The sequence below is a fragment of the Paraburkholderia sp. 32 genome, assembly GCF_050435345.1.
Classification (GTDB): domain Bacteria; phylum Pseudomonadota; class Gammaproteobacteria; order Burkholderiales; family Burkholderiaceae; genus Paraburkholderia; species Paraburkholderia tuberum.
Genome location: NZ_JBNDKD010000002.1, coordinates 1,173,005 through 1,197,444 on the forward strand (window position 1 = coordinate 1,173,005; position 24,440 = coordinate 1,197,444).

Genomic DNA, 24,440 nt, shown 5'->3' on the forward strand with positions numbered 1-24,440 from the left:
GATCGAAAACTACGCGGTGGACGGATTTTCGCTGGTCATTCGCCTGATGATCGCGAGCAGTTCTTCGATATCGACGGGTTTGACGAGATGACTATCACACCCCGCTCCCGCTGAGCGAGCCACGTCCTCAGGCTGTCCGTAGCCCGACACGGCGACGATTTCAAGGCGCTTGCCGGCCGCCTGACGGTCCCTCAGCCGACGCGCAACCTCATAGCCGCTGATTCCCGGCAGACCAAGATCAAGGAAAACGATCTGCGGCTCGAAGGCAGCGGCAATCTGAAGCGCTTCTTCCCCGCTGTGTGCGGTGCGCACATCGTGCGCGTCGAGAATCATTGCGAGCGACAGCGCGGCATCGCTGTTATCGTCGACGATCAGAACACGCAATGGATCGGACGGCGGTCGACCTGCTTCGGCACCGTCCTTCGCCTGCTGGTTGCTGCCCTGGCAAACGGGTAGACGTATTTCGAATTCACTGCCTCTGTTCTTGCCTTCGCTCCTGGCGACAATGGTCCCGCCGTGCATCTCGGTCAGCGTCTTGCACACCGAGAGCCCGATCCCGAGACCGCCCCTGGACGGCTCGCCGTGGCAGGAACCCTGTACGAACAGATCGAACACGTGAGGCAGTGCGTCGCCCGAAATACCCGTGCCCGTGTCCGACACGGTAACGGATACCTCCTGACCGACGAGCGTCGCGCATACGACGATCCGGCCACCCTCGTCGGTGTATTTGATCGCGTTATCCAGCAGATTGGAAAATGTCTGGGTGATCCGCGCCGGGTCACCGTGGACGTACACCGGGTGCGCGAGCGGCAGACGCACGATGTCGTGATGCCGCTGCAACGCAGCCGGCATCGTGATCTCGAGAGCGTGGTCGAGTGCCAGCCTGATATCGAAGACCTCGCGCTTCAACTCGATCTTGCCGGTGGTGATCCTCGATACATCGAGCAGGTCGTCGATCAGATGCGACAGGTGGCCGGTCTGGCGTTCGATCACATTGCGCAGCCATTCACGTTTGGCGGGATCGGCTCCCGCGCCGTGACCCAGCAGATGCGCGGCGTTGCGCACGGGCGCCAACGGGTTGCGCAGCTCGTGCGCGAGCGTGGCCAGAAAGATGTCCTTGCGGCGATCGGCGTCCTGCAATTTCGCCTCTGCGTCGGTCCGCTCCGTCACGTCGCACAAGCTGCCAATGAACGTGTAATCGTCCTGCTGAACGGGCGGACGCAGATACCCGAACATTTCGACGGTCCTGAGCGCGTGGTCGGTTACGCGGTGCAGCCGGAACGCGACATGCACCGGCTCGCCGGAGACCAGCCGCGACTGAAAATGGCATTTCAGCAGTTCGACATCGTCGGGATGAACGACCGACGTCATGAACTCGGTTTCCGTCAACGGCCCCCTCTCCTCGGGCTGCCCGGTGATGTCGTACATCTGGCGGTTTTCCCACACGCCTTGTCGCGAGGCGCCACACCACTCGAAGATGCCGATGCCGGCCGCGCTCGTCGCGACACGCAGCCGCTCCTCGGTGAGCTTCAGCGCGGTCAGCACCGTGTGCAGGCTGTCCTGCGCCGCCGCCACCTCGGCCGCCTGACGTTGCATTTGCGCCTCGATGGCGTTTTCGATCATCGCGCGAAACGTGCGCTCGACGATGTCGTGTGCCCGTATGTGAACGTCGACGGAAGCCGCAACCGGACCGAAATACGCGCGGATCTCGTCTTTCAGAAAGCGCTGCATCAGATCGATGTTGCGAAACAGATCCGTGACCCGCCAACTCTCTGGCCAGAACCTGCCGGGGTACGCGACAGCAACATGCGCGGATAGTGACGCGTCGCTCTCGGCGACCAGCAGGGCGGCGCATACTTCGGCCAGCATATAGGCGAAACAGCCAATGAGTTCCTGCCCGCTGTCCGCATCGGTGTGCGCGGCCTGCTCCGAGGTCTCGGCGATCCAGCGATGCATCAGTTGCTCACGGGCACGCCCCAGCCTGTGCGCCAGCCCGTTTAGCGTGATCGCGCCTCGGGAATCCAGATCGAGATGCCGTTTCATCCAGGTACCCCCGGACGAAAGCTGTGAGCCCGCGATGCCGTCCCGGCACACCGGTTTGTGTCAGTCAACCTCTTTCTCATGGACCGTTTTAGCAGGTTACGCAGCGCGCGCTTATAAATAGTATCGCAGCATCCAAGGCGATCCGCCATGGCATGCGGGACAGGACGAACCAATTAAAAGCTCGAGGTTTCCGACGCAAGTATCCTCGCGTGCGCGTAAGATTGCCGGGAACGCGATGAAGACGCGAAGGAGCCATGGCGATGGAGGAACCCCGGAACCCGACGCGACAGAACGGCCCCAAGGTCGCGTTTGCCCTGCAAGGCGGCGGTTCGCACGGCGCCTTCACGTGGGGTGTGCTCGACCGTCTGCTGGAGGCTTCGTCGCAGGCAACCCCGCTCGATATCGCGGCGATCAGCGGCGCAAGCGCGGGCGGAATCAATGCGACGCTGTGCGCGGCGGGTCTCGCAACCAGCGGCGCACCGAAAGCACGCGAGATGCTGCGCGCCTTCTGGGAAGCGGTATCGCGCGCCGGCGCGCTGGCGGGCAACGCGCTCCTCGGCTTTTCCGAACCCGGCCCATTCGGCGGCTGGAATATCGACTGGAATCCCGCCGCCATCATGCTGGAGGCCGTGGGACTCGTCGCTTCGCCTTACGGCAATCCGTTTTACCGCGATCCGCTCGGGCCGGTGATTCGTTCCGCCCTCCCCGAACAGGATCTCGCCGCGCTCAATACCACGCGCGATGGCCCGCAACTGTTCATTTGCGCAACCGACGTACGAACCAACCAACGCGCAATATTCACCCGCCCCGAGATTTCCATTGACGTATTGCGCGCTTCCGCATGCCTGCCGAGCGAGTTTCGCACCATCAGCGTGGGCGGCATACCGTACTGGGATGGCGGCTATCTGGGTAACCCGCCTTTGGCGCCGTTGATCGCCCATGCCCAGGACCTGATTCTCGTTCTCGCGAATCCGTTCGTGCGCCACGACATGCCGCCTAAAGACGCGCGCGGCATTCTCGACCGGCTCAATGAAATCGGTTTCAACGCGTCCGTCGTACTGGAGATCAACGCGATCGAAGCGGTCAACCGTGTGCTCGACTCGGTCGGGGAGGAAGCGGCGCGCAAAAGCCGCTTCAAGCCCGTCAGGTTTCACCTGATTCGCGACGACGATTTTCTCGCGAAGTTCGGTTTTGTTTCCAAGAGCAGCACGTCCTGGTCATTGCTCAAAACGCTCTTCGAGCGTGGCCGCGAAGTGGCGAACGTATGGCTCGAGAACGACTACGCGAAACTCGGGCAAGCGTCTTCGCTCGATGTCAAGGGTTCGTTGCTCGATCCGACGCTCAAGCACAGCGGCAACGCGAGCGCGCGACGAAACTGAAAAGGACGATTTCCATGCCGTGCACCGCATCGAGAGCGTTAGCGACGGCTTCGACGTCGGTCTGGAACCGATCCGCCATCGCGCGCACCTTAGCCGGACTGATCGCGTGTCCAGCCGCGGCTCCACGCTTGCGGCAGTAGTCTCAATCGCCTGCCCGCGAGATGACCCTCGCGATGGCCTCCGCAGCCGTCGCAACGTTGTTGTCATTGAGCGCGGCGACGCACATGCGCCCGGACCGGATCAAGTAGACGCCGTGCCGTTCGCGCAGCGTGTCGACCTGGTCTGCCGACAACCCGGTGTACGTGAACATACCGCGCTGCTCGAGGTAGCGCGCGAGCATCGTGTCCGGCACCTTGCCGCGCAGGCGTTCATGGATCTCCGCACGCATACGCATGATGCGCCGGCACATCGATGCAAGCTCTTGTTGCCATGATTGCCGCATTGCCGGTGTTGTCAGCACGCGCGCTACGATCTTTGCGCCGTGCGTCGGCGGATTGCTGTAGTTCGCGCGCACAGCGCTCGTCAATTGACCCAATACGCGCCCGGCAACGTCCGGCGACTCGCAAATCACCGACAGTCCGCCGCACCGCTCGCCATACAGCGAGAAGTTCTTCGAGAATGAATTGGCCACCAACGCCGGCACGTTCTGGCGCACGAGTTCACGAATCGCAAATGCGTCCGCGTCGATGCCCGCGCCGAAGCCCTGATACGCCATGTCGATGAAGGGCAGCAGGGTCCGCTTCCTGATGACCTCGATCAGTTGCACCCATTGCGCGTCGTTCAGATCGACGCCCGTCGGGTTGTGACAGCACGCGTGCAACAGGACGACGCTGCGCGCCGGCAGCGCGTCGATGGCCGATAGCATCTCTTCGAACTTGAGCCCGCCGCTCGATTCGTCGTAGTACGGGTACGTGTCGACTTCGAATCCCGCGCGCTCGAAGATGAAACGGTGGTTTTCCCACGTCGGATCGCTGACCCATACCCGTGAGCCCGCAAAATAGCGCTTGATGAAATCCGCACCGACCTTGAGCGCGCCCGAGCCGCCCAAGGTCTGCACAGTCGCGATGCGCCCCTCGGTACGTGCCGGCGAGTCGTCGCCGAACACCAACGATTGCACGGCATCGCGGTAGTGGGCGAAGCCCGCCATCGGCAGGTACGGCTTTGGACCGAGCTCGGCGAGCAGTTGTCCTTCGGCCTCGCGTACGGCTTGCATCACCGGTAAGCGGCCTTGATCGTCGTAATAGATGCCGATGCTCAGATTGACCTTATGGTCGCGCGAATCCTTCGCGAAGTTCTCGTTCAAGGTGAGGATCGGGTCGCCCGCATAGGCATCGATGTGTTCAAACATGCTGATTCCCTGGATTAGGCCAAATGGTTGCAGAAACGGGGTGTCTAGCGCATCGGCACACCAACCGGTACCGAGGCGTCCGCGCGTCGATTGCGCAAGCGATAGCCGACGCCCAGCGCAACGAGCCAAACGGGGATCAGGTAGACCGACATGCGCAGATCCGGTATCAGCCACATCACCACCAGGATGCCGCCAAGGAACACCAGACACAGATAGTTGGTAAGCGGATAGCCCAGGCTGCGGAATACGGTCGTCTCACCGGCTCGCGCTTTAGCGCTGCGAAAGCGCAAATGAATGATGCTGATCATCGCCCAGTTGATGATGAGCGCCGAGACGACGAGCCCCATCAGCAGTTCAAATGCCTTGCCGGGCATCAGGTAGTTGATCACCACGCAGGTGGCCGTCGCCACGGCGGAAACACCCAGCGCGACGAGCGGAATCCCGCGGGCGTTCACCTTCAGCAGAGCGCGCGGCGCATTGCCCTGGCCTGCGAGGCCATAAAGCATGCGGCTGTTGCAGTAGACGCCGCTGTTGTACACCGACAGCGCGGCGGTGAGCACCACCGCATTGAGCACGTTGGCGACGAAGTTACTATTCATCGCGTGAAAGATCAGCACGAACGGACTACCGCCCGTAACGACTTTTTCCCACGGATACAGCGACAGCAGCACGCCGAGTGCGCCGACGTAGAAAATCAGGATCCGGTAGATCACCTGGTTGGTTGCGCGCGGGATGGTGTGCGAAGGATCTTCCGCCTCGGCGGCCGTAATGCCGACGAGTTCCAGTCCACCGAACGAGAACATGATGACAGCCATCGCCATCACGAGGCCCGACACGCCGTTCGGAAAGAAGCCGCCGTGGCGCCAGAGATTGGCCACGCCCGCGTCAGGGCCTGCGTGGCCCGAAATCAACAGGTAGCCGCCGAAGCCGATCATGCCGACGATCGCCGCGACCTTGACGATCGAGAACCAGAACTCGAGCTCGCCGTACGACTTCACGCTGGTGAGGTTGATCGCGTTGATGACGCAGAAGCAGACGAGCGCGGAGACCCACGTGGGCAGACCGGGCCACCAGTACTGCATGTAGATGCCAACGGCCGACAGTTCTGCCATTGACACGAGAACGTACAGCACCCAATAGTTCCAGCCGGACACGAAGCCGGAGAATTGGCCGCAGTATTTGCCTGCGAAGTAGCTGAAGGATCCCGCAACCGGCTCGTCGACGACCATTTCGCCGAGCTGCCGCATGATGAAGAAGGCGACGATGCCCGCGATCGCGTACCCGAGCAACACGGACGGCCCTGCCGTCTTGATGGTCTGCGCGATGCCGAGAAAGAGGCCGGTGCCGATTGCGCCTCCTAGCGCGATCAACTGAATGTGACGATTCTTCAGGCCGCGCTGTAGCGTGCCCTGTTGCTGGTGTGCCACGATGTTGTCTCCTCTGTCCTGCGGTTGGTTCTGGACGCCACGCCTCGCTTTTCGCCTGCTCTGGTCGAGAGCTATCAACGGGGTTGTACGCGCGTCAAACCTTCAGCGTGCCCCGCTCGATCTGATCGCGTTCGAGCGACTCGAACAGCGCCTTGAAATTGCCTTCGCCGAAACCTTCATCACCCTTGCGCTGGATGAATTCGAAAAAGACAGGGCCAAGCAGCGGCTTGGAAAAAATCTGCAGCAGCAGGCGCGGCGACCCGTCTGCCGTCGTTCCGTCGAGAAGGATGCCGCGCGATTGCAATTCGCCCACCGGTTGACCGTGGCCCGGCAAGCGCGTCTCGAGCGCATCGTAGTAGTAGCTGTTGGGCCCCGTCATCAGCGGCACGCCTGCCATCTGCAGGTTGTCGATAACCGTTATCAGATCGTCCGTCAGGAACGCGATGTGTTGAATGCCCTCGCCATTGAAGGCCATCAGGAATTCCTCGATCTGCCCGCTCCCCTTGCCAGATTCCTCGTTCAATGGAATGCGGATCTTGCCGTCCGGCGCCGTCATCGCCTTCGACGTGAGACCCGTGTATTCGCCCTCGATGTCGAAGTAGCGTAGCTCACGGAAGTTGAACAGCGTCTCGTAGAAGTTGGCCCAATACGTCATGCGGCCGCGATAGACGTTGTGCGTGAGGTGGTCGACGAGGCGCAAGCCATGACCGGCCGGCCGCCGCTCGACACCTTCGATGAACTCGAAATCGATGTCGTAGATCGACTTGCCGTCCTCGAAGCGGTCGATCAGATAAAGCGGTGCGCCGCCAATGCCTTTGATTGCCGGCAATCTCAGCTCCATTGGACCGGTTGCGATTTCGATCGGCTGAGCCCCTAGCGACAGCGCGCGGGCGTAGGCCTTGTGCGAATCCTTCACGCGAAATGCCATGCCGCACGCACTCGGGCCATGCTCGGCGGCAAAGTAAGCGGCCGCACTGTTGCGCTCGCGATTGACGATGAAGTTGATTTCGCCCTGGCGGTAAAGCAGCACGTCCTTCGAACGGTGGCGAGCCACCAGTGTGAAGCCCATCTGCTCGAACAGCGGTTCAAGGACATTGGGTACGGGCGAGGCAAATTCAACGAATTCGAAGCCCATCAGTTGCATTGGATTGTCAAACAGGTCGGCCATGATCTCTCAGGTTCAGCAGAGGGTGAATGATTTGTGGCGAGCAACCGGCACCGAGTGGTGCCGGGTGTCGGAAAAATGAAAGCAAATTTCTCCAATCGCCACGCAGGCAGCGTCCTCGGACCACTCTCTCAACGCATTTTCCGGCGTCGTCGCAGCGCCATTTGGATTCAGTGTAAGTTTTTATCGACGCAATTGGATTTCCTTGCAGACGCAGACAAACCCTGATTTGTGCATTAATATTTCATTTCACTGGAGAACGAGGAAATAAAAGTGCAGGCAATCGACATCGACCGTATCGACGTGCGTCTACTGGAGATTCTTCAGTCCCAGGGGCGCATCTCCAATCTCGAACTTGCGGAGGCGATCAAACTGTCGCCCGCGCAAACGCTGAGGCGGCATCGCCGGCTCGAGGAAATGGGTGTGATCAAACGCTACGAGACGCGGCTCGACGCGCAGCTGCTGGGCTTTGGCGTAGTGGCCTTCATCCAGGTGACGATGGAGCGAGGCCATGTCCGCGACCTGTCGAAGTTCAAGCGAATGATCTCGGAACTCACCCAGGTTCAGGAATGCTTCGTCGTAACAGGTGATATCGATTACATGCTCAAGGTCGTGGCGCAAGACCTGAAAGCGCTGTCGGAGTTTCTGCTGGATACGCTGATGCGCATTCCGGGCGTGAGCGGAGTCAAGTCCAGCGTTTGCCTCGATGAAATCAAATGTACGGGCGCTGTCCCGTTGGCGGCCTAGCCCGCTGAGCGCGAGCGTCGTCCGTCACATTCCGGTGCTGCCCACTATTCCCCGCATGCGTGCGTGCGCTTCAACGATCATTTTGCTCCTGAAGGTCACAGCTCCCAGGCGATGCAGAGCGAGGCACTAGTTCACCCTCCCGAGTTCACCCTCCCGACCGACCGCAATACCGAGCGTCCTTGCGCGGTCAGACGCCCTCGCGCGCATCCAGACGCGAGCTTTTCCAGAAATACAAGTTGGCGCCCGCACAACGCGTCGAGATCGCCGGGATCGAAATTTTCTGGACGGGGGTTTGTCTCGAGAAGCATGAGCGTTGCGATCTCATGTGGGCTAAGCATCGTTGTCTCCCTGGCTCTGATGTTCCATGCATCATGGTCCTTCCTCGAAGGATAGATGCTCATCAAAACGTGTCGACGCGCATTTTGTCGCATACCTCGATGCCCGAATCCGGCTTCCCGGGCGCAGGTCGAAGCCTCAGCATGCCGCCACGCTTCGTGTAGGACATTCCGCCCCGAGAGAGCCCAACCGCCCCGCAATACGGTCGATAGCCACGAGATGACTGAGTGCCTGACAGAACGTCTCGTCGAGACCGCGCTCCGCATCCAGCGCGACAACGCCGTTGACCTCGAACACGGCGCGATAGGCCGCCACCTGACGCGTCAGAAAGCTCATCGGCGGCGGCTGGTCGTTCTCGTCGTTCCTTGCCCGCACGCGACGGTGTGAAGTCGCGCCGGAAACGTTCAGACCAAAGGCAACGTCGGGACGCAGCAAATGACCGGCGATGCTGCGGAGCACAGGCGCAGTCTCAGCGGGATCGGAACGCGTGCCGATTTCAGCCTGAGAGGTGAACACGTAGCGGTCGCAGAAAACGACGTCGCCGCGTTCCAGTGCCGGTATGACCGTGTCGGTCAGATGCTGGACGAGGTCTCCCATGATGGACAGCAGAATGCCCAGCATGTCGACGCGCCGTCGGTTTACGTCGAGTCCGGAACCGGCGCTCGATGTATGCCAGTAGCTGTCCACCATGTCCCGGAACAGCGCATCTTTGCGGATCCGACGGGTCGGCGTAAACGTCGTCACGCAGTTGAACCCCGCACGCGTGCACGCGCTTTCGAGCCTTTCCATCAGTGACGACTTCCCCGCCCCATCCACACCGCACAACGTGACCAGAACCCCCGGATAAGCATGCGGTTTGAGCTCGAGCGTTTCGAAAACACCATTCGACATGAAATCACCTCAGACCATAACTTCCCGAGACTCCGCCAGCATCTCGTCACGGGCCTCGATCGGCGCGAGGACCGCGGTGAAGTGCTTGAGCATCGACGGTGCCGAGACGATGCGCATTCCCCGGATCGCATCGCGTCGTTGGTAGACCCGGATCAACGCGGCGGCAACCGCCGCGAGGTGGCTATCGGTGTAGACGCGGCGAGGAATGGCCAGCCTCAGCAGTTCCAGCCTCGGGGCGCTGACAGTGCCCGTCGACGGATCTTCTTTCAGGAACGCCAACGAGCCCAGACCGACGGCGCGCACGCCGCCCTCCAGATAAAGCTCGGCAGCCAGCGCCTCGGCCGGGAACTGCGAGCGCGGCAGGTGGGGCAGGAAGGCGGCCGCATCGACGTACACCGCGTGTCCACCGGTCGGCCTCAGTATCGGAACGCCGCCGGCAAGCAGTGTGTCCCCTAGCCGTTCGACCTGACCTACGCGGTGTTGCAGGTATCGGTCGTCGACCATCTCGCGCAGACCGATCGCGAGCGCCTCGAGATCGCGGCCCGCCATCCCTCCGTAGGTGACGAAACCTTCGTACAGAACGAGCAGCGGCACGACCTGCTCATAGAGCGTGCGCGACCGTGTCGCGAGCAAGCCGCCGATGTTGACCAGCGCATCCTTCTTGCAGCTGAACGTGCAGCCCTCGGCATAGGAAAACTGCTCCTTCAGAATTTCCGCCACGGACCGGTTCGCATAGCCGCTCTCGCGCTGCTGGATGAAGTAAGCATTCTCCGCGCAGCGCGCCGCATCGAAGTAGACCGGAATCGCAAACTCATCGGCCAACGCCCTCACCGCGCGCAGGTTCGCCATCGATACCGGCTGGCCGCCGCCCGCGTTGTTCGTCAGCGAGACCATGATCAGCGGAATATTGTCGCGCCCTTCGCTTTCGATCACGTTGCGCAGCTTCTGCACATCCACGTCGCCCTTGAACGGGTGCTCGACAGCGGGCTGGTAGCCGATTTCGGCGACGCACGGTATCGCGGTCCCGCCGGCAATCGATACGTGTGCCTCGGTCGAATCGAACGGCGCGTTGAATGGCACCACCTGGCCTGGGCGCACGAGGGTCCGGAACAGGAAGTGCTCGGCCGGCCGGCCCTGATGGGTTGGCAATACGTAGTCGAAGCCGAGCATGTCCCGCACGGCCTGCGTCAACTTCGTGAAACTGCGGGAACCGGCATATGATTCGTCGCCGGTCATGATGCCGGCCCACTGGTTCGCGCTCATCGCGGAGGTGCCGCTGTCCGTCATCAGATCGATGTAGACGTCGTCTGCTTCGAGGCGAAAGACGTTGTACCCGGCGGCGACAAGCCGCGCCTGCCGTTGCTCGCGGTCGATCAGCCTGATCGGCTCGACCATCTTGATCCTGTACGGCTCAGGCTGGCTGTTTTCTAAAAGCATGCACTCCTCCTGGGTTGAAAGTACGCAGGCCACTGGATGACTGGCCGCTTCGGGCATCGCACACCGCATCAGGCACTTTGCTCGATCGTCACAACCTCGATCGGTGCCCAATCCGCATCGCCGCCGGCCGCGGACGTGCGGTGACAACCGCGAGCGTCGTGGGCCGCTTCGAAGCGTTTCTCGATCCGGTTCAGGATCGACCAATACGCGCCCCGTTCGCCTTGCGCGATCGCTTCGACCAGCGCGTCGTTCGCGTTGTAGTTGAACAGACTCGCGTTGGTCCCGAAGAACCGCCGATCATTGCCGATCAGTTCGGCAATGAATTGCTGCGGGTCCGGGCCCAATGCGGTCGGCAGATAGAACACCGGATGCAGCAGATCGTCGTTGCCTTCGATATGGCCGTGAAGATTCGGATTTCCGACGTGCAGGCCTTCGCGGCGAATCATCTGCTCCAGTTCGGTGCCGGGGAAAATCCTCAGCCCGACCGTCACCGAAACGCGCTCCGGATCGACCCGCTTGATGAACTCGATCGTCTCGCGCGCGGTTTCCTGCGTCTCGCCAGGCGCGCCGAACAGCAGCTCGATGATGTGCTCGAGGCCGTGGCGCTTCGCCGTATTGACCGCATGCTCGATGTCGTGGGCGCTAAAGGTGCGGCGCAGTATCTTCAGCATCGTTTCGCTGGCGGTGTCGACGCCGAAGTTCATGCCGACGCAACCGGCTGCTTTCATCGCGGCCGCGAGTTCATCGGGAAAGGGCCGCGGCATACCGTACGCATACCACTGGATTTTGCCGGCGAGCCCGTGCCGGATGATGGCCGCGCACAGCGCAAGAGGATGCGCGACGCTCAGATTGAATTCCGAGTCGTTGATGTGAAAGACGTTGACCCCGCGTTCTTCGAGCGATGCCATCTCGGCGACGACATCATCGGGTTCGCGCATGCGCACCGTGCGGCCTTTGATCAGCGGCTCGACGCAATAGATGCAGGAGCGATTGCAACCGCGCTTCGTTTCGATGCCGATCTGGCCGCCTTTGGCGAAGTAGTGGGGGTTGTCGACCAGCTCGCGTTTGTGAGGCCCGATGCTGGCCAGCGGTCCGCATGCGTTCGGGGCGAGCGGCGTAGCGCGCACCCCGGCCGTATCGCGGTAGACCACGCCGGGTATGTGCGTGAAACTCCTGCCTTCTTCGAGGCAGGTCAGCAGCTCGGGAAGGCTGAATTCGCCTTCCCTGACGATGCCGAAGTCGGCGTCGAGGTAAGCAAGCAGTTTTTCCGGCATCACCGAGTAGCCCGCGCCGCCCATCACGACCGGAACCGCGCGCGCGCGCCGAAGCAACGCGACGATGTCCCTGATTCTGTCGAGAAAGCTGTAGCCGCTGGAAAAATAGACGTCGTCGGTATTTCGCAGCGTCACCCCCCAGTAATCCGGCGCGGCGGTGCGGCAGTGCGCGGCAATGGCCGCCTCGCAATCGTCGGAGAAGCACAGGTCGAGCAAATCGAGCGCGAACCCGGCTCGCTCCATCGGCGCCGACAGGTAGTCGAACGCAATCGGCGCAATCGCCGGTTTGATCTGGTTCGTGTTGACGAAGGTGACGCGCTTGGCCATGTTCGATCGGTCTCGGTGGAAAGGTTCGCGAGGGCTCGCAGGAATGCGCCTAGACGGCGACGTCGATGGACAGCTTCTGGCCCGCGCGGGCCACCGTCATCTCGCTCATGAAATCGCTGAACCGATGCATCATCACCGCCGCGAGGTGCTTCGCCTTGTCCTCGCAGTCGGAGAATGCATAGAAGCCCGGACCCGCGCTGCTCATCCCCGCGTACACCGCGCCCTCGCGTTGCATCGTCTCGTCGAACTCACGCATCACGTCGGTCCGGAAAATGCCTTCGAGCACCTTCATGTTGCTCATGCTGTTGAGTTCCCAGCCGTGCTTCAGAAACGCGAACAGGTCGTTGCGATGCAGTGCTGGCCGCAACTTCTGCTCGATGAAGTTGCGCCACGCGATGCCGTAGCGCTTCTGCCACTCGACAAAATGCGTCGGCACGAAGCCCGCCTCGGTGGTGCCGGACATGTCCGCGCCTTCGCCATGGGCGCGCAGCGCTTCGGTCGATAGCGTGTCGTAGTTGCCAACGGCGGTGGTCACCCACAGGTTTTCCGAACTCAGGTTGCCGAGAAAACGGCCGTTGCCGTGCTTCTCGTCGACCCAGACCAGACCGCCGAAGAACAGGCACGCTTCGCCAACGCCGGTCTCCAGTCCGAAATACACGTGCTCGTCATCCTTCGCGGTCTCGACGTAGTTGCGGGTGATCATTTCCCACATGTCGTGCGGCGAAAACGGTGAGCCGAACAACGCGTTCAAGCCGGCGAGCGTCGCGGTATTGAACGAGACATTCGAGCCGAAGCCGCTGTGCTGGTGCTGGATGCTGCGCACCCGATCGACGCGGATGTCGTCACGTGCGTAACCGACGGCTCGCTTGAACAACTCGAGCATGTGCCGCCCGCTCGGCACGTCGCAGCCGCCCTCACCGTTGGTCCTCTTCGTGACGGTGATCCGGTGTCCGACCGTGCTCGTCGATACGCCGAGTCCGCCGCCACCGAAGCCGGGCGCCATTTGCATAAAGTCGAATACCGCGAAGTGAAGGCGCCCTGGCACCGAGACCTCGGCACGATCGTAGCTCGGTACCGCGTCGCGCTCCCAGTGCGGCAGCACAGTCAGATTCGCACCCGGCAGGAACTGCCCCGCTTTCGCCTTCCATGCCTGATTCATTGCTCTACCTCCATCCTCGTGAGTATTCCCAAGCGATACGTTTCGCGACCATCAATACGCACCACTCATTGTTCGCGCTCCTGGCGCACGGTTCGTGCCAGGCACGCTCTTGCAGCGCGACGTGAGTCCTCGTCAGAAGCAATGACGCAAGCGGGCAGCCAGATTTCAAAGGGCAGCGCGATACATGCGCACGTTTAGATGTTTGGACGTCGGCATGCGTACCGGGCCGGTATCGAATGTCCCGCAGTCGATCCGCGACCAACAGATGCGCTTCACGTGTTGGCCCGGCACCGACATCCAGCAGGCTGCGACGGGCTCGCCCCGAACGGGCGTCGGCAAATCGCAGACTCCGCTTCAATCGGCGCGAAACCCGCGCGGCCTTTTGAGATCTGGGCACTTCGGTCCGTTCTTGCAGGGAATGAGGACGACCTTCGTGCTGCCGACGCACGACTGGCATGAACCCTGCAAAAAGCATCCACAGTTGGTGGCCGGCCTGCCTCGATTCCTTCTCGCCGTAGCCGAACCCGAATCGCGAGGCACCGGTCGATTGCCACTCGTGACTCGCCCTCTTGATCTTTGCCGGGAGCCGCAGATGACAGCAACCTTGAAGGACGACGCGCTGGCGCGACGCCACATCGATTGGCCGCGCGCCTTGCGGGCGATCAAGGCGTTGAGGGCGAACGTAGACGATATTCAGCATGCCTACGAAGTGATGATCGCGCTCGACGGCGGCCAGATGGAGGCGATGTACCAGCGTTTTCTCGGCGAGCCCGGCGCCGGCGCGCTGCTTGCCGAGCAGCCGTCACTGCTCGGCACGCTCGCGGATTCCGACACGCTGCTGCGCTTGCCGCCGGGATCGTTTGGCCGCGCTTACATGGCGATGATGGAGCACAGCGGCTACAGCGCCGATGGTCTGCTGCAGGCGAGCCGGCTGGCCGCGGGCCTCGAAGAAATCCTCCCCGGCCCGGACCGTCAGTGGTTCATCGAGCGCAGCGGCTGCATTCATGACCTGCTGCACGTGTTGACGGGCTATGGCCAGGACTGGGCCGGCGAGACCTCGCTTCTCGCATTCGACTGCGGGCTCGAACCGATGCGCGCGCGCATCGTCGGTCTGCTCGGCACCGCGTTGACTGCGCCGTGGTGGCCGAACTTCTGGGTCCATCGTTTTCTGCGCCGCGCGTGGCTGCGTGGCAAGCGCGCGCGCATTCCCCTTTCCTACCGCTGGGAAGAAGCGTTGCAGCGGCCACTCGAAGCCGTCCGCCTGGAGCTGGCGATCGAGCCTGTCGCGCTCGCGCATCCACAGGGCATCCTGGCCGGCGGCCAGACACTGCCGTGGCGCTACGCCGCGTCGAGCAACGCGTGAACGGAAAGGGATCCAGCATGGCCAGCACATCGAAAAATGCGTCGACGCGCAACACCGTATTCGGAGTCGTACGCACGCAGTTACTGCGCGTCTGCCGCGAGCATCAGCGTGACTTCAACACGGAGATTCGCCTCGACAGTTCGCTGATCGCAGATCTTGGCCTCGACTCGCTGTCGCTCGTCGAAGCCGTGGTCGCAATCGAGCAGGCGTTTGGCATCGAGCGTCTGCCTCTGGAAGCGTTGAACGAAGAACGCGCCGAAGCGTATTTCACGGTCGGCTCGCTAGTGGACCTGTGCATCCGGCACGCGGCGGTCCGTATAGACGCCAATGAGGGGATGCGCACATGAGCCCGCGCCTTTCGCTGGTCACCCCGCATGCGAGACGTGGCCGGCTCGCCACTGCGGCAGCCGCGTTCGGTCACACGCTCGGCCGCTTGCCTCTGGCGGCCGACGCGGTGCCGATCGCCGGCGCGTTCGTCTGCTCGCTGCTGCTATACGGACGGATAGCCGGCGTCGCCATTGAACCGGGCTGGCGCTTGCTGGCCGGTCTTGCGTCGTTTTTTTTGCTGTTCGTCCAGCTTCGCCTGATCGACGACCTCGACGACCTCGAACGCGACTACCCCACCGGGCACGCGCTGTCGGCGCGACGCGCACGCCTCATCGCCAGCCTCGCGGCAAGCGCGATCCTGCTCGTTGCGCTGAACGCCGGCATGGGGCACGCGCGAACGGCCGCCGCTGCCGCCACCGCACTGGCCTTCGCTGCGCCGTTCGTCTTCAAGCGGCTGCTCCCGACCCACCCGCTGCTGTGCCTACCCGTTTTCGAGGGCGCGCCCTTCGCCATCTTCATGTACGGCTTTTTCTTGTGGCGCGACGTTGCTGGGCGCGAACTGAGCTTCTACGTCGTGGTGTGCGTAGCGGGTTCGATGTGGACCGGCTACGAATTCTGGAAGTTCTCGCGCAAGGTCGGCACCACCGCACTGCAGCCCTATCTCCTGTCTGCGCGCGCCATTCGGGTCGCGCTGAATGCCCTGCTGATTCTGGCGCTCGGCATCAACGTGTCGCTCTCGCGCCTGGCAAGCCTGTCGCAAACGTATTCGATCTATGCCGCAACGCTGCCGCTCGTGTGGCTCGTCTGGTTCAACGCGAGCTGGCCGGGCCCCGCGAGCAGGCAGGGCCGGCCACGCTGGGCTGGCACGCGCTTCATCGTCGCCGTCGAGCTCGGACTGCTGGCCGGGCTTCTCCTCAAATGACACGCAACCCTGGATGGTCACCCACGATGGATAAGCACGTTCTCGTCACCGGTGCGCGAGGTCTGTTGGGCGCCGAAGTGATCGCCCGGCTGACGGCAATGGGGTACCCGGTCGTCGCATTCTTGCGCTCCGACGGACCGGTTGTCCGCAACGACGGCACACCGCTCGCGGCAACACCGTACGGCGGCCACACACCCGCTGCCGGAACCTTCGCATGTGTGCGGGGCGACGTCGCCGAGCCCCGGCTTGGGCTCGATCCGCACACCTACGAGGCACTGCGCGCGGCAACGGGCGCGATCGTCCACTGTGCCGCGCTAACCAGCTTCGGGCGCAAGCCCGAGGTCTACGACGCGATCAACTTTCGCGGCACCGAGCGCATCGTCGAGTTCGCGCAAGGTAGCGGCGACGCGCCGATTCCGCTGCTCTACGTGAGCACCGCCTATGTCTGCGGCGAGCGCCCCGGCGTGTTCTGCGAGGACGATCTCGAACTCGGTCAGCGTCTGGGCAACCCGTATGAGCAGAGCAAGTACCGCGCGGAACAGTCGGTGCGAGCGGCGATGCGCAGCGGTCTGCCGGCGGCGGTGCTGCGCCCGTCGATCATCGTCGGCGACTCGGCGAGCGGCGTGATCCGCAAGTTCGACACGCTGTACACCGTCGTGCGCCTGACGGCCGCGGGCCTCGTGCGCACGATGCCGGGCGACTACGGGGCGACGCTGAACATCGTGCCGATCGACTGGGTCGCGGACTGCGTCGTCGAAGCGCTGGCGAAGTTTCCGCTCGTGCGCGGACGCACGCTGCATCTGACCTCGGGCACGCCGACGACGCTGCGCGAAATCAATGACGTCTGCGCGGAGTTTCCCTCGTTTCACGTGCCTCGCTATGTGCCGCGGCATGTGTTCGACGCCGCCGCAATGAAACCGCTCGAGCGCCGTTACTACGACGAGGTCGTGAAACTGTACGAGTCGTACCTGACGCGCCAGGTGCGCTTTGCACGCGACGCGACCGCCGCGATCCTGCCGGCCCTGCCTCGCGCGACGGGCAAAACGCTGCTGCGCAGGATCTTTCGTTACGGGATCGCGGCGGGCTACTTCGTGCCGCGCACGGCTTGACGCTCAGGGAGCCTAACCATGTTGATGACTGATCCGATGCTCGCCGAACTCTGGCAAAAAGCGCGGGCCGCGCTCGGCACCCAGTTCGAACAGCGGGCACCGAGCGCCGTGTTTCTCGAAGGCTCGATCGCCGAAGGCTTTGGCAACGAGCGCTCCGACGTCGACTTCGTCGCGATCGTCGATAGCGGGCTGGAGCCAGCCACGATGCCGTACATCCTATTCATCGACGGCCGCCGCGTCGAGGTCAGGTTGCTGAGTCCGGCGCGGCTGCGCCGCGAACTCGCGCAGGTTCGCGCAGCGCTCGGCAAAGGCCGGCGCGCGGTCGCGCGTCTGTCGTGGAATCTGCTCGAACGGTGCCAGCGCTTTATCGGCGCGCTGCCGATCGACAACCCGGCGTTGATCGAGACGCTGCAAGCGGCGCTTGGCCGCGAGGCGCTGTGCGAGGCGGTGGCGCTGTGGTTCGAGGATTTCGCGCGTCAGACCGGCCGTTATGCGGTGGCGATGTTCGCGCTCGGCGAGCCCGACTACGCACGCGCCTGGATCAGGACCGCCGCGTTTCATGCGGCGAAGAGTCACGTGGCGCGCCTCGGCGAGTGCTACATGAGCCCGAAATGGCTGTCGCTGCAACTCGAACGCGCGGCCGTCGACGCCGGCCGCGTCGGCCGTCTGTGGAGCCTGCTGCACGCGCCGCGCGAGCATGGCGCCGAAAGCGGGTTCCTCGCGGCGGGGGTCGCGCTGATCCGCGAGTTCGGCGTCAACGGTGTGAGCCTCATGGCCGACAACGTGCTGATTGGCCCTGGCAAGGACACGACGACCTGGCAGATCGGCGAACGGGTCCACGTGCTGCGAGGTAGCGACGTCTTTGCGCTCGACGACGAAGCGGCCGAGGCCTGGCGAGCGATCACCTTCGACACGCCATGCAAGGCCATCGCCAGCCGTGGCGACGCGCAAACGGCGAGCCGGCAGCGCGCGCTGATCGCGGACTTCAGCCGGCTGGGTCTCGTCAGCCTGCGCTGGAAGGGCAGCGGAGAAATCCACGCACGTCAGCAGGCGACGTCGACGCCGGTGTCGCGCGCGCCGTTGATTTCGATCGACGGCGCGCGCCTCGCGGGCGGCCGCGCGAGCGGTGCCCAGTTGCTGCCGATGCCCGCCGGGCGCTTCGCCGAAGCGGGTCTCGAGATGATCTGGGCCAACATCGGTCTCGAGAACGCGCGAGAGGATGCCCAGGGCGCACTCCAGCGCGGCCAATGGAAGGTGCTCGAGTACGCGCTGCAACGGATGATGCAGACCGCCTGCATGGTCACGCTCGGCGCACATGGCGTGACGCCGCAGTCGACGATGGAAGAAGCGACGCTCGACGCGATCCGGCTGCTGCCGCTCGATGCGGCGCTGATCGACGGCATCCGCGAACTCGAACAGTGCTCGATCGGATCGGCTCGCGATGCACAGCGCTCCGTCGCGCTCGCCGATGAACTCGCGCAGCGTCTGCGCGACCTCGGCGGCGACCCGCAGTTTCCGGCGAGCTTCGATACGGCGTCGGGCTGGCGCGGAACGATCCACGCCGCCTACGACTGGATCAACCTCGGCGCGCATCTGCACGCGCGCTTCCCGCAGACCGCTCACGGCGGGCGCGGTACAGCCGAGGAAGCAAGAGACCTGCTCGCTTCGTCGAGCACCTGAGCAACGGGGACCTCAATGACTTTCGACACCATTACGCGCGCATGCGGCGAATTCGAATCGGCCGAAAGCTGCGCCGCCCCGACAGCATCGCCACGCCTGATCCTGACCGCGGCGAGTCCGGCCGAAACGATCGAGCGGCTCGCCGGCAACAAGGGACGATCGCTCCATCGGCTTGCGAACCTCGGCGTGGCGGTGCCGAACTGGGCGATTCTCGGCACCGACTGCTTCGCGGAGTTCCGCCGCGACGGCGGCCTCGATCAGACCATCGCCGCGCTATTGCGCGACTTCACGCCTGCGAACGCCGCCGCGATCGCGAGCGCGATCCGCGAGGCCATGCTGACGTGCGACATCAGCGCCGCGTTGCGCACCGACATCGTACGCGCGCACGACATCATTGGAGACGGACCGCTCGCGGTGCGCTCGTCCGGCATCGAAGAAGACAGCGCCAGCTTCTCGTTCGCAGGCCAGTTCGACACGTTCCTCGACGTCCGCGGGCTCGACTCGACGCTCGAACACGTACGCCGGTGCTGGGCTTCCGCGTATTCCGAGCGCTCGCTGCGCTACCGGCATCAGCACGGACTCGATATCGCCGGCGCCGGTATGGCCGTGATCCTGCAGCGCCTCGTTCAGGCGGACACGAGCGGCGTCGTGTTCACGATCAACCCGGCCAACGGCAGCCGCGACGAGCTCGTGCTGAGCGCCGTCTACGGGCTCGGCGAGGGACTCGTGTCGGGCGCGGTCGACGCCGACACGATCACCGTGGATCGCCACACCGGACAGCCCAGGCAGGTGGTGATCGGTGAAAAACGCGAGCGTCATGACGGCCGCCACATCCGCGAGGTGCCGGCCGCGCTGCGCGACGCAGCGGCCCTCTCTAACGACGAGATCGAGCGCGTCGTGGCGGCGGCCCGCACGCTCGAAAGCGAGCTCGGCGAGCCGCTCGATATCGAATGGTGTATCGCGGAGCACCAGCTGTGGATTCTGCAGGCGCGCCCCGTGACCACGCCGATCGCACCGGCCCCATCGCGGACCGGCGAATTTCAGCTGTGGGACAACTCCAACATCGTCGAGAACTATCCCGGCGTGACGACGCAACTGACCTTCACCTTCGCGCAGTACGTCTATGCGCAGGTGTTCCGCGAGTTCTGCCGGTTGCTCGCGATTCCGCACAAGCAGCGGCGCGAGATGGATGGCTTCCTCGGCTCGACGCTCGCGTTCCTGAACGGGCGCGTGTACTACAACCTGCTGCACTGGTACAAGCTTTCCGGGCTCGCGCCGTTCCAAAACCTCGGGCGCAAGATGATGGAAGTCCAGATGGGCGTCGACGAGCCGCTCGATCTGGCGAGCTTCGCCGCGCTGATCGCGCCGTACAAGACCGGCTCGCGCGCCGGACTCGCCTGCATCCGGGCGTTGAGCGGCACGAAGTTCGCGTGGCACTTCGCGCGTCTCGAGCGCAACGTCGAGCGCTTCCGCGCGTTTTTCTATCCGGTCTACGACGAGTTCAATGCGCCCGACTATCGCTCGCTTCCCGCCGACGCAGTCTATGCGCACTACTGCCGCTTCGAGCAGGCGCTGCTAGCACGCTGGGGCATGATGATCGTGCTCGAGTCGGCGATCGGTCTCAGTTACGGCGTCGTCCGGCGGCTGATCAAGCGGTGGATGCCCGGTGCGCCCGACTGGCTCGAAGTGGCGGTGATCGGCGGCATGGACGACCTCGAGTCGATCGAGCCGGTCCGCAGGCTGAGCGCGATTGCGCAAGCCGTGCGGGCGAAGCCTCAGGTCGAAGCGCTGATCCGCAGCACGCCGTCTGCCGTTGCGTATGCGGCGCTGCGCGGATGCGGCGCGCCCGAGATCGTCGCCGACATCGAGCGCTACCTCGCCGACTTCGCGTACCGCAGCAACAACGAACTGAAGCTCGAAGAGCCCGATCTGCGCGAAGACCCGGGCGTGCTGTTCGATATGTTGAAGGCCGCGCTCGCGCATGGTGCCGCGTCGATCGATCGCAGCGCCACCGAAGCGCACATCGACGCGTTGTTGCGTGAGCGGCTCAATCCGCTGCAGCGCTGGATTTTTGCACGCGCGCGCGGCCGCGTGCGCGCCGCGATCCGGGCGCGCGAGACCGTGCGCTTTTGCCGTTCGCGCGCGTTCGGGGTCGCGCGCCGGATGTTCCGCGCAATCGGCGAGGGTCTCGCCGCCGACGGCGTGCTGGCGACGGGCCGCGACATCTTCCATCTGCGCCTCGAGGAAATTCGCGGGTGCTTCGAAGGCACCGTCTCCCACCGCGAACTGCGCCCGCTCATCGAGCAGCGCAAGCGCGACGATGCCAGCTATCGCGACATGGCTGACCTGCCGCCACGCTTCGTCACGCATGGCCCGGTAGCGGCCTGGCTCAGCAACCCGGCGAACCTGGCCGCGTTGCGCGCGGCGCCTGCCCACGCGGCCGGCGCGACGCTGCGCGGCACGCCCTGCTCGCCGGGCTTCGCCGAAGGACCGGCGAAGGTGGTGCGCGAAGCGAACGAGTTCGACGGCGGCATCCTCGTCACCTATCGGACCGACCCCGGCTGGGTGCCCGTATTCGCGTCGGCGACCGGGCTGCTGATCGAGCGTGGCAGTCCGTTGACCCACGCCGCGATCGTCGCCCGCGAAATCGGCATCCCGACCGTCGTCCAGATTCCGGGCCTCACCACGCGCGTGCAGTCGGGCATGCAGCTCAAGGTCGATGGCCATAGCGGCGTGATCGAACTGCCCGAGCCGACCTGACATGAATTGACCGCCCGTTGACCACTGAAACCGCCCCTGAAGGAAGCCACCATGTACCGCCTGCTCAACGATCGTCGCGACCTGCCGCATCTGCGGCTCTACCTCCAGTGCGCGCTGATATTCATTCCCGCCGCAGCCGTGCTGTTTGGGCTCGGCCGCTTTCCCTGGTGGCTCGGCGTTGCATACGTGCTCGTCTGGAACGCGTTCGGCGACCGTTTCACGATGAGCTACCACTGCACGCTGCATCGGCGGCTCTTCAGGAAGCAGTACCGGGCGCTCGAGATCCTGCTCGAGTGGGTGCTGTGTCCGTTCTTCGGTCAGACGCCGGGCACGTTCTATGTCCATCACATGGGCATGCATCACATCGACGACAACCTGCCACGCGACCTGAGCTCCACGATGCGGTTTCAGCGCGATAGCGTCATCGACTTTCTGCACTACTACCTGCGCTTCGCCGCGCTGGTGCCGCTCGATCTGTCCGTCTATCTGTGGCGCTCGCGCAATACGAAGCTGATCAGGCAACTGCTCGTGGGTGAGGTCGCGTTCTACGCGGCGGTTGCCGCCGCCGCGTACTGGAACCTGCGGGCGACGCTCGTCGTGTTCGTGTTTCCGTTTGTGTTCGTGCGGCTGATGATGATGATCGGCAACTGGGTCCAGCACGCGTTCATCGACCCCGATCAGCCTGACAACCCGTACACGAGCAGCACCAATACGATCGACTCGCGTTTCAATGCGCGCGTCTTCAACGCCGGTTATCACATCTACCACCACGTCCGCAAAGGCACGCACTTCAGTGAGCTCACGAAGGAATTCGCGGCGAACCTCGAGAAGTACGGTCGCGAGGACGCGGTCGTGTTCGATCGCATCGACATCGCGCAGATCTGGCTGCTGCTCGTCACGCGCCAGCACCGCAAGCTCGCCACGCATTTCGTGCGCTTGCCGGGCGCGCCGGTGCGCAGCGACGACGAGGTGATCGCGCTGCTGCGTCGCCGTCTGCAGCCGATCCGCGACCGGACGCCCGCTGCTGCGCTCGATCGCTGAATCTCGATTACCTGACAGGGGACCCCGTCACCATGAACCAGACGCTAGTCGATGCCGTTGCAGCGCTGCCGCGCGGCGACGCTCGAGGCCTTCGCTTCGTCTCCACGCACGGTGACGAGCACTACTATCCTTACGAGGCGCTCGAACGCGAGGCGCGCAACCACGCGAAAAAGCTCGTGGCGCTGGGGCTGAACAAGGGCGACCGCGTCGCGCTCGTGATCCTCGACCCGGAAGCGTTCATCCTGAGCTTCCTCGGCGCCTCGTTCGCCGGTCTCGTCCCGGTACCGATATTTCCGCGCGGAAGCCTGAACTTCAGGACCCGCACACGTTACGCCGAAACCGTCAGTCACATCGTGCGCTCGGCAGGCGCCCGGATGCTGCTCACGTCGAACTCGACAAGAGAGACCATCGAGGACGTGCTCGCCGTCGACACCGGTCTCGAACGTATCGTGACCATTGAAGCGCTGCTCGACGGCGAGCCTCCCGCGTGCGATTTGCCCACGCTGCATCCCGATGACCTGTGCTTCCTGCAATACACGTCGGGCAGCACGTCGCTGCCGAAAGGCGTGATGGTCACGCATCGCAATCTGGTCGCGAATGCGACAGCGTTCCTCGGACCCCGCGGCATCGATCTGCGCGAGCAGGACGTCTATGTCAGCTGGCTGCCGCTGCACCACGACATGGGGCTCATCAGCGTGCTGGGCGCGCTGATCTGCGACTTGCCGTGCGTGCTGCTGGCAACCGAAGCGTTCGTGCGCCGGCCCGGCCTCTGGATGGAGGCGATCACGAAATACCGCGGCACCATCAGCTTCGCGCCGAACTTCGCGTTCGCGCTCGCCGCTCGCCGTAGCCGCGACCAGGACCTCGAAGGCCTCGATCTGCGGCGGCTGCGCGTCGCCGGCTGCGGTGCCGAGCCGATCAACGCGCAAGCGCTGCGCCAGTTCTGCGCGCGCTTCGAGCCGGCCGGTTTTCGTGCCGAAGCGCTGCTGCCGTGCTACGGGATGGCCGAAGCAACACTCGCGATCACGTTTCACGACCACGGCCAGCCGCTCGTCACCGACGTCGTCTATGCGGCCGCGCTGGGGCTTGGTCGAGCGATACCGGCTGCGCGTGACAACGGCTTACGGACGATCGAACTGGTCGGCTGCGGCCATTGCTTTCCCGGCCACGAGTTGCGGATCGTCGACGAATCCGGGCGCGCGTTGCCCGAACGCTGTGTCGGCGAAATCGTCACGCGCGGGCCCAGCATCACCGTGGGCTATTACGGCCAGGCCGACGCGAGCGCCGACGCGTACCGCGACGGCTGGCTGCAGACCGGCGATCTCGGCTACCTCGCCGGCGACCAGCTGTATATCTGCGGCCGCAGCAAGGACCTGATCGTCATTCACGGCTCGAACCTCTATCCGCAGGACATCGAATGGGCGGTGGCCGAGTTGCCGAGCGTGCAAAGCCGCGGTGTCATCGCGTTCAGCGTGATGCGCGACGGCGACGAGACACTGGTCGTCTGTGCCGAGGGCAAGCCGGCGGAGGCCACGGCGCTGCGGCGTGCGATCGCGCAGAAGGTCGCCGAATGCGCGGGCCTGCAGGTCGGTCACGTTGCGATCGTGCAGGCGGGCAGCTTGCCGCGGACCTCGAGCGGCAAGGTACAGCGCCGCCGGACCAAGGCACAGTTCGAAGCCGGCGAGTTGGAGGAACACTCGTGAGC

General features: G+C 63.9%; 19 protein-coding genes. 10 read left to right on the forward strand and 9 right to left on the reverse strand.

Translation table 11 applies throughout. The features are described from left to right. Positions 1–9: 9 nt before the first annotated feature. Entirely contained in the window at positions 10–2,043 is a 2,034-nt protein-coding gene (locus OKW26_RS20795) for an ATP-binding protein (protein ID WP_429354994.1), read from the reverse strand. Between the two features lie 260 nt (positions 2,044–2,303). On the opposite strand from OKW26_RS20795, the gene OKW26_RS20800 reads away from it, so the two are divergent. Then, positions 2,304–3,422: a patatin-like phospholipase family protein gene (locus OKW26_RS20800; protein ID WP_184058783.1), complete on the forward strand. Its 1,119-nt coding sequence runs from the start codon at positions 2,304–2,306 to the stop codon at positions 3,420–3,422. Between the two features lie 142 nt (positions 3,423–3,564). Here the strand turns inward: OKW26_RS20800 and OKW26_RS20805 are convergent, their stop codons facing one another. From OKW26_RS20805 to hppD, 3 genes are all read right to left on the reverse strand, one after another. Then, positions 3,565–4,770: an amino acid aminotransferase gene (locus OKW26_RS20805; protein WP_429354995.1), complete on the reverse strand. Its 1,206-nt coding sequence runs from the start codon at positions 4,768–4,770 to the stop codon at positions 3,565–3,567. Positions 4,771–4,814: 44 nt separating this feature from the next. Further along, the gene (locus OKW26_RS20810; RefSeq protein ID WP_409259263.1) at positions 4,815–6,197 is read right to left on the reverse strand and encodes an amino acid permease; all 1,383 of its coding nucleotides are present in this window, start codon (positions 6,195–6,197) and stop codon (positions 4,815–4,817) included. 94 nt (positions 6,198–6,291) lie between these two features. Beyond that, positions 6,292–7,365, reverse strand: coding sequence for a 4-hydroxyphenylpyruvate dioxygenase (gene hppD, locus OKW26_RS20815; protein WP_184011854.1), 1,074 nt, complete (start codon positions 7,363–7,365; stop codon positions 6,292–6,294). Positions 7,366–7,635: 270 nt separating this feature from the next. Between hppD and OKW26_RS20820 the strand changes: the two genes are divergently transcribed. Further along, positions 7,636–8,109, forward strand: coding sequence for an Lrp/AsnC family transcriptional regulator (locus tag OKW26_RS20820; protein WP_090811524.1), 474 nt, complete (start codon positions 7,636–7,638; stop codon positions 8,107–8,109). Between the two features lie 131 nt (positions 8,110–8,240). Here OKW26_RS20820 and OKW26_RS20825 read toward each other — a convergent pair whose 3' ends face one another. The 5 genes from OKW26_RS20825 to OKW26_RS20845 all read right to left on the reverse strand — a co-directional run bounded on the left by OKW26_RS20825 (position 8,241) and on the right by OKW26_RS20845 (position 13,533). After that, a complete protein-coding gene (locus OKW26_RS20825; protein WP_429355264.1) occupies positions 8,241–8,447 on the reverse strand; it encodes a hypothetical protein in 207 nt (68 codons plus the stop codon). A 136-nt stretch (positions 8,448–8,583) separates the two neighbouring features. Then, the gene (locus OKW26_RS20830; RefSeq protein WP_429354996.1) at positions 8,584–9,336 is read right to left on the reverse strand and encodes a dTMP kinase; all 753 of its coding nucleotides are present in this window, start codon (positions 9,334–9,336) and stop codon (positions 8,584–8,586) included. A gap of 9 nt (positions 9,337–9,345) precedes the next feature. Then, entirely contained in the window at positions 9,346–10,773 is a 1,428-nt protein-coding gene (locus tag OKW26_RS20835) for a tryptophanase (RefSeq protein ID WP_187611898.1), read from the reverse strand. Between the two features lie 68 nt (positions 10,774–10,841). Continuing rightward, entirely contained in the window at positions 10,842–12,374 is a 1,533-nt protein-coding gene (locus tag OKW26_RS20840) for a B12-binding domain-containing radical SAM protein (protein ID WP_429354997.1), read from the reverse strand. A 49-nt stretch (positions 12,375–12,423) separates the two neighbouring features. Further along, the gene (locus tag OKW26_RS20845) at positions 12,424–13,533 is read right to left on the reverse strand and encodes a hypothetical protein (protein ID WP_429354998.1); all 1,110 of its coding nucleotides are present in this window, start codon (positions 13,531–13,533) and stop codon (positions 12,424–12,426) included. Positions 13,534–14,125: 592 nt separating this feature from the next. Between OKW26_RS20845 and OKW26_RS20850 the strand changes: the two genes are divergently transcribed. The 8 genes from OKW26_RS20850 to OKW26_RS20885 all read left to right on the forward strand — a co-directional run bounded on the left by OKW26_RS20850 (position 14,126) and on the right by OKW26_RS20885 (position 24,438). Continuing rightward, positions 14,126–14,896, forward strand: coding sequence for a Coq4 family protein (locus OKW26_RS20850; protein ID WP_429354999.1), 771 nt, complete (start codon positions 14,126–14,128; stop codon positions 14,894–14,896). Positions 14,897–14,913: 17 nt separating this feature from the next. After that, positions 14,914–15,243, forward strand: a complete 330-nt coding sequence (locus tag OKW26_RS20855) for an acyl carrier protein (protein WP_184058795.1) — start codon at positions 14,914–14,916, stop codon at positions 15,241–15,243. A 107-nt stretch (positions 15,244–15,350) separates the two neighbouring features. After that, positions 15,351–16,145 carry a hypothetical protein gene (locus OKW26_RS20860; RefSeq protein ID WP_429355000.1) on the forward strand — a complete coding sequence of 265 codons (795 nt, stop codon included), beginning with the start codon at positions 15,351–15,353 and terminating at the stop codon, positions 16,143–16,145. Between the two features lie 26 nt (positions 16,146–16,171). Further along, positions 16,172–17,254, forward strand: coding sequence for an SDR family oxidoreductase (locus tag OKW26_RS20865; protein ID WP_429355001.1), 1,083 nt, complete (start codon positions 16,172–16,174; stop codon positions 17,252–17,254). Between the two features lie 18 nt (positions 17,255–17,272). Then, positions 17,273–18,934 (forward strand): nucleotidyltransferase domain-containing protein, encoded by a 1,662-nt coding sequence (locus tag OKW26_RS20870; RefSeq protein WP_429355002.1) that lies wholly within the window; start codon positions 17,273–17,275, stop codon positions 18,932–18,934. 15 nt (positions 18,935–18,949) lie between these two features. Next, complete coding sequence (locus OKW26_RS20875) at positions 18,950–21,694, forward strand: phosphoenolpyruvate synthase (protein WP_429355003.1); 2,745 nt, start codon at positions 18,950–18,952, stop codon at positions 21,692–21,694. 51 nt (positions 21,695–21,745) lie between these two features. Then, positions 21,746–22,735 (forward strand): fatty acid desaturase, encoded by a 990-nt coding sequence (locus OKW26_RS20880; RefSeq protein WP_429355004.1) that lies wholly within the window; start codon positions 21,746–21,748, stop codon positions 22,733–22,735. Positions 22,736–22,767: 32 nt separating this feature from the next. After that, positions 22,768–24,438 (forward strand): fatty acyl-AMP ligase, encoded by a 1,671-nt coding sequence (locus OKW26_RS20885; protein WP_429355005.1) that lies wholly within the window; start codon positions 22,768–22,770, stop codon positions 24,436–24,438. Positions 24,439–24,440: the final 2 nt, after the last annotated feature.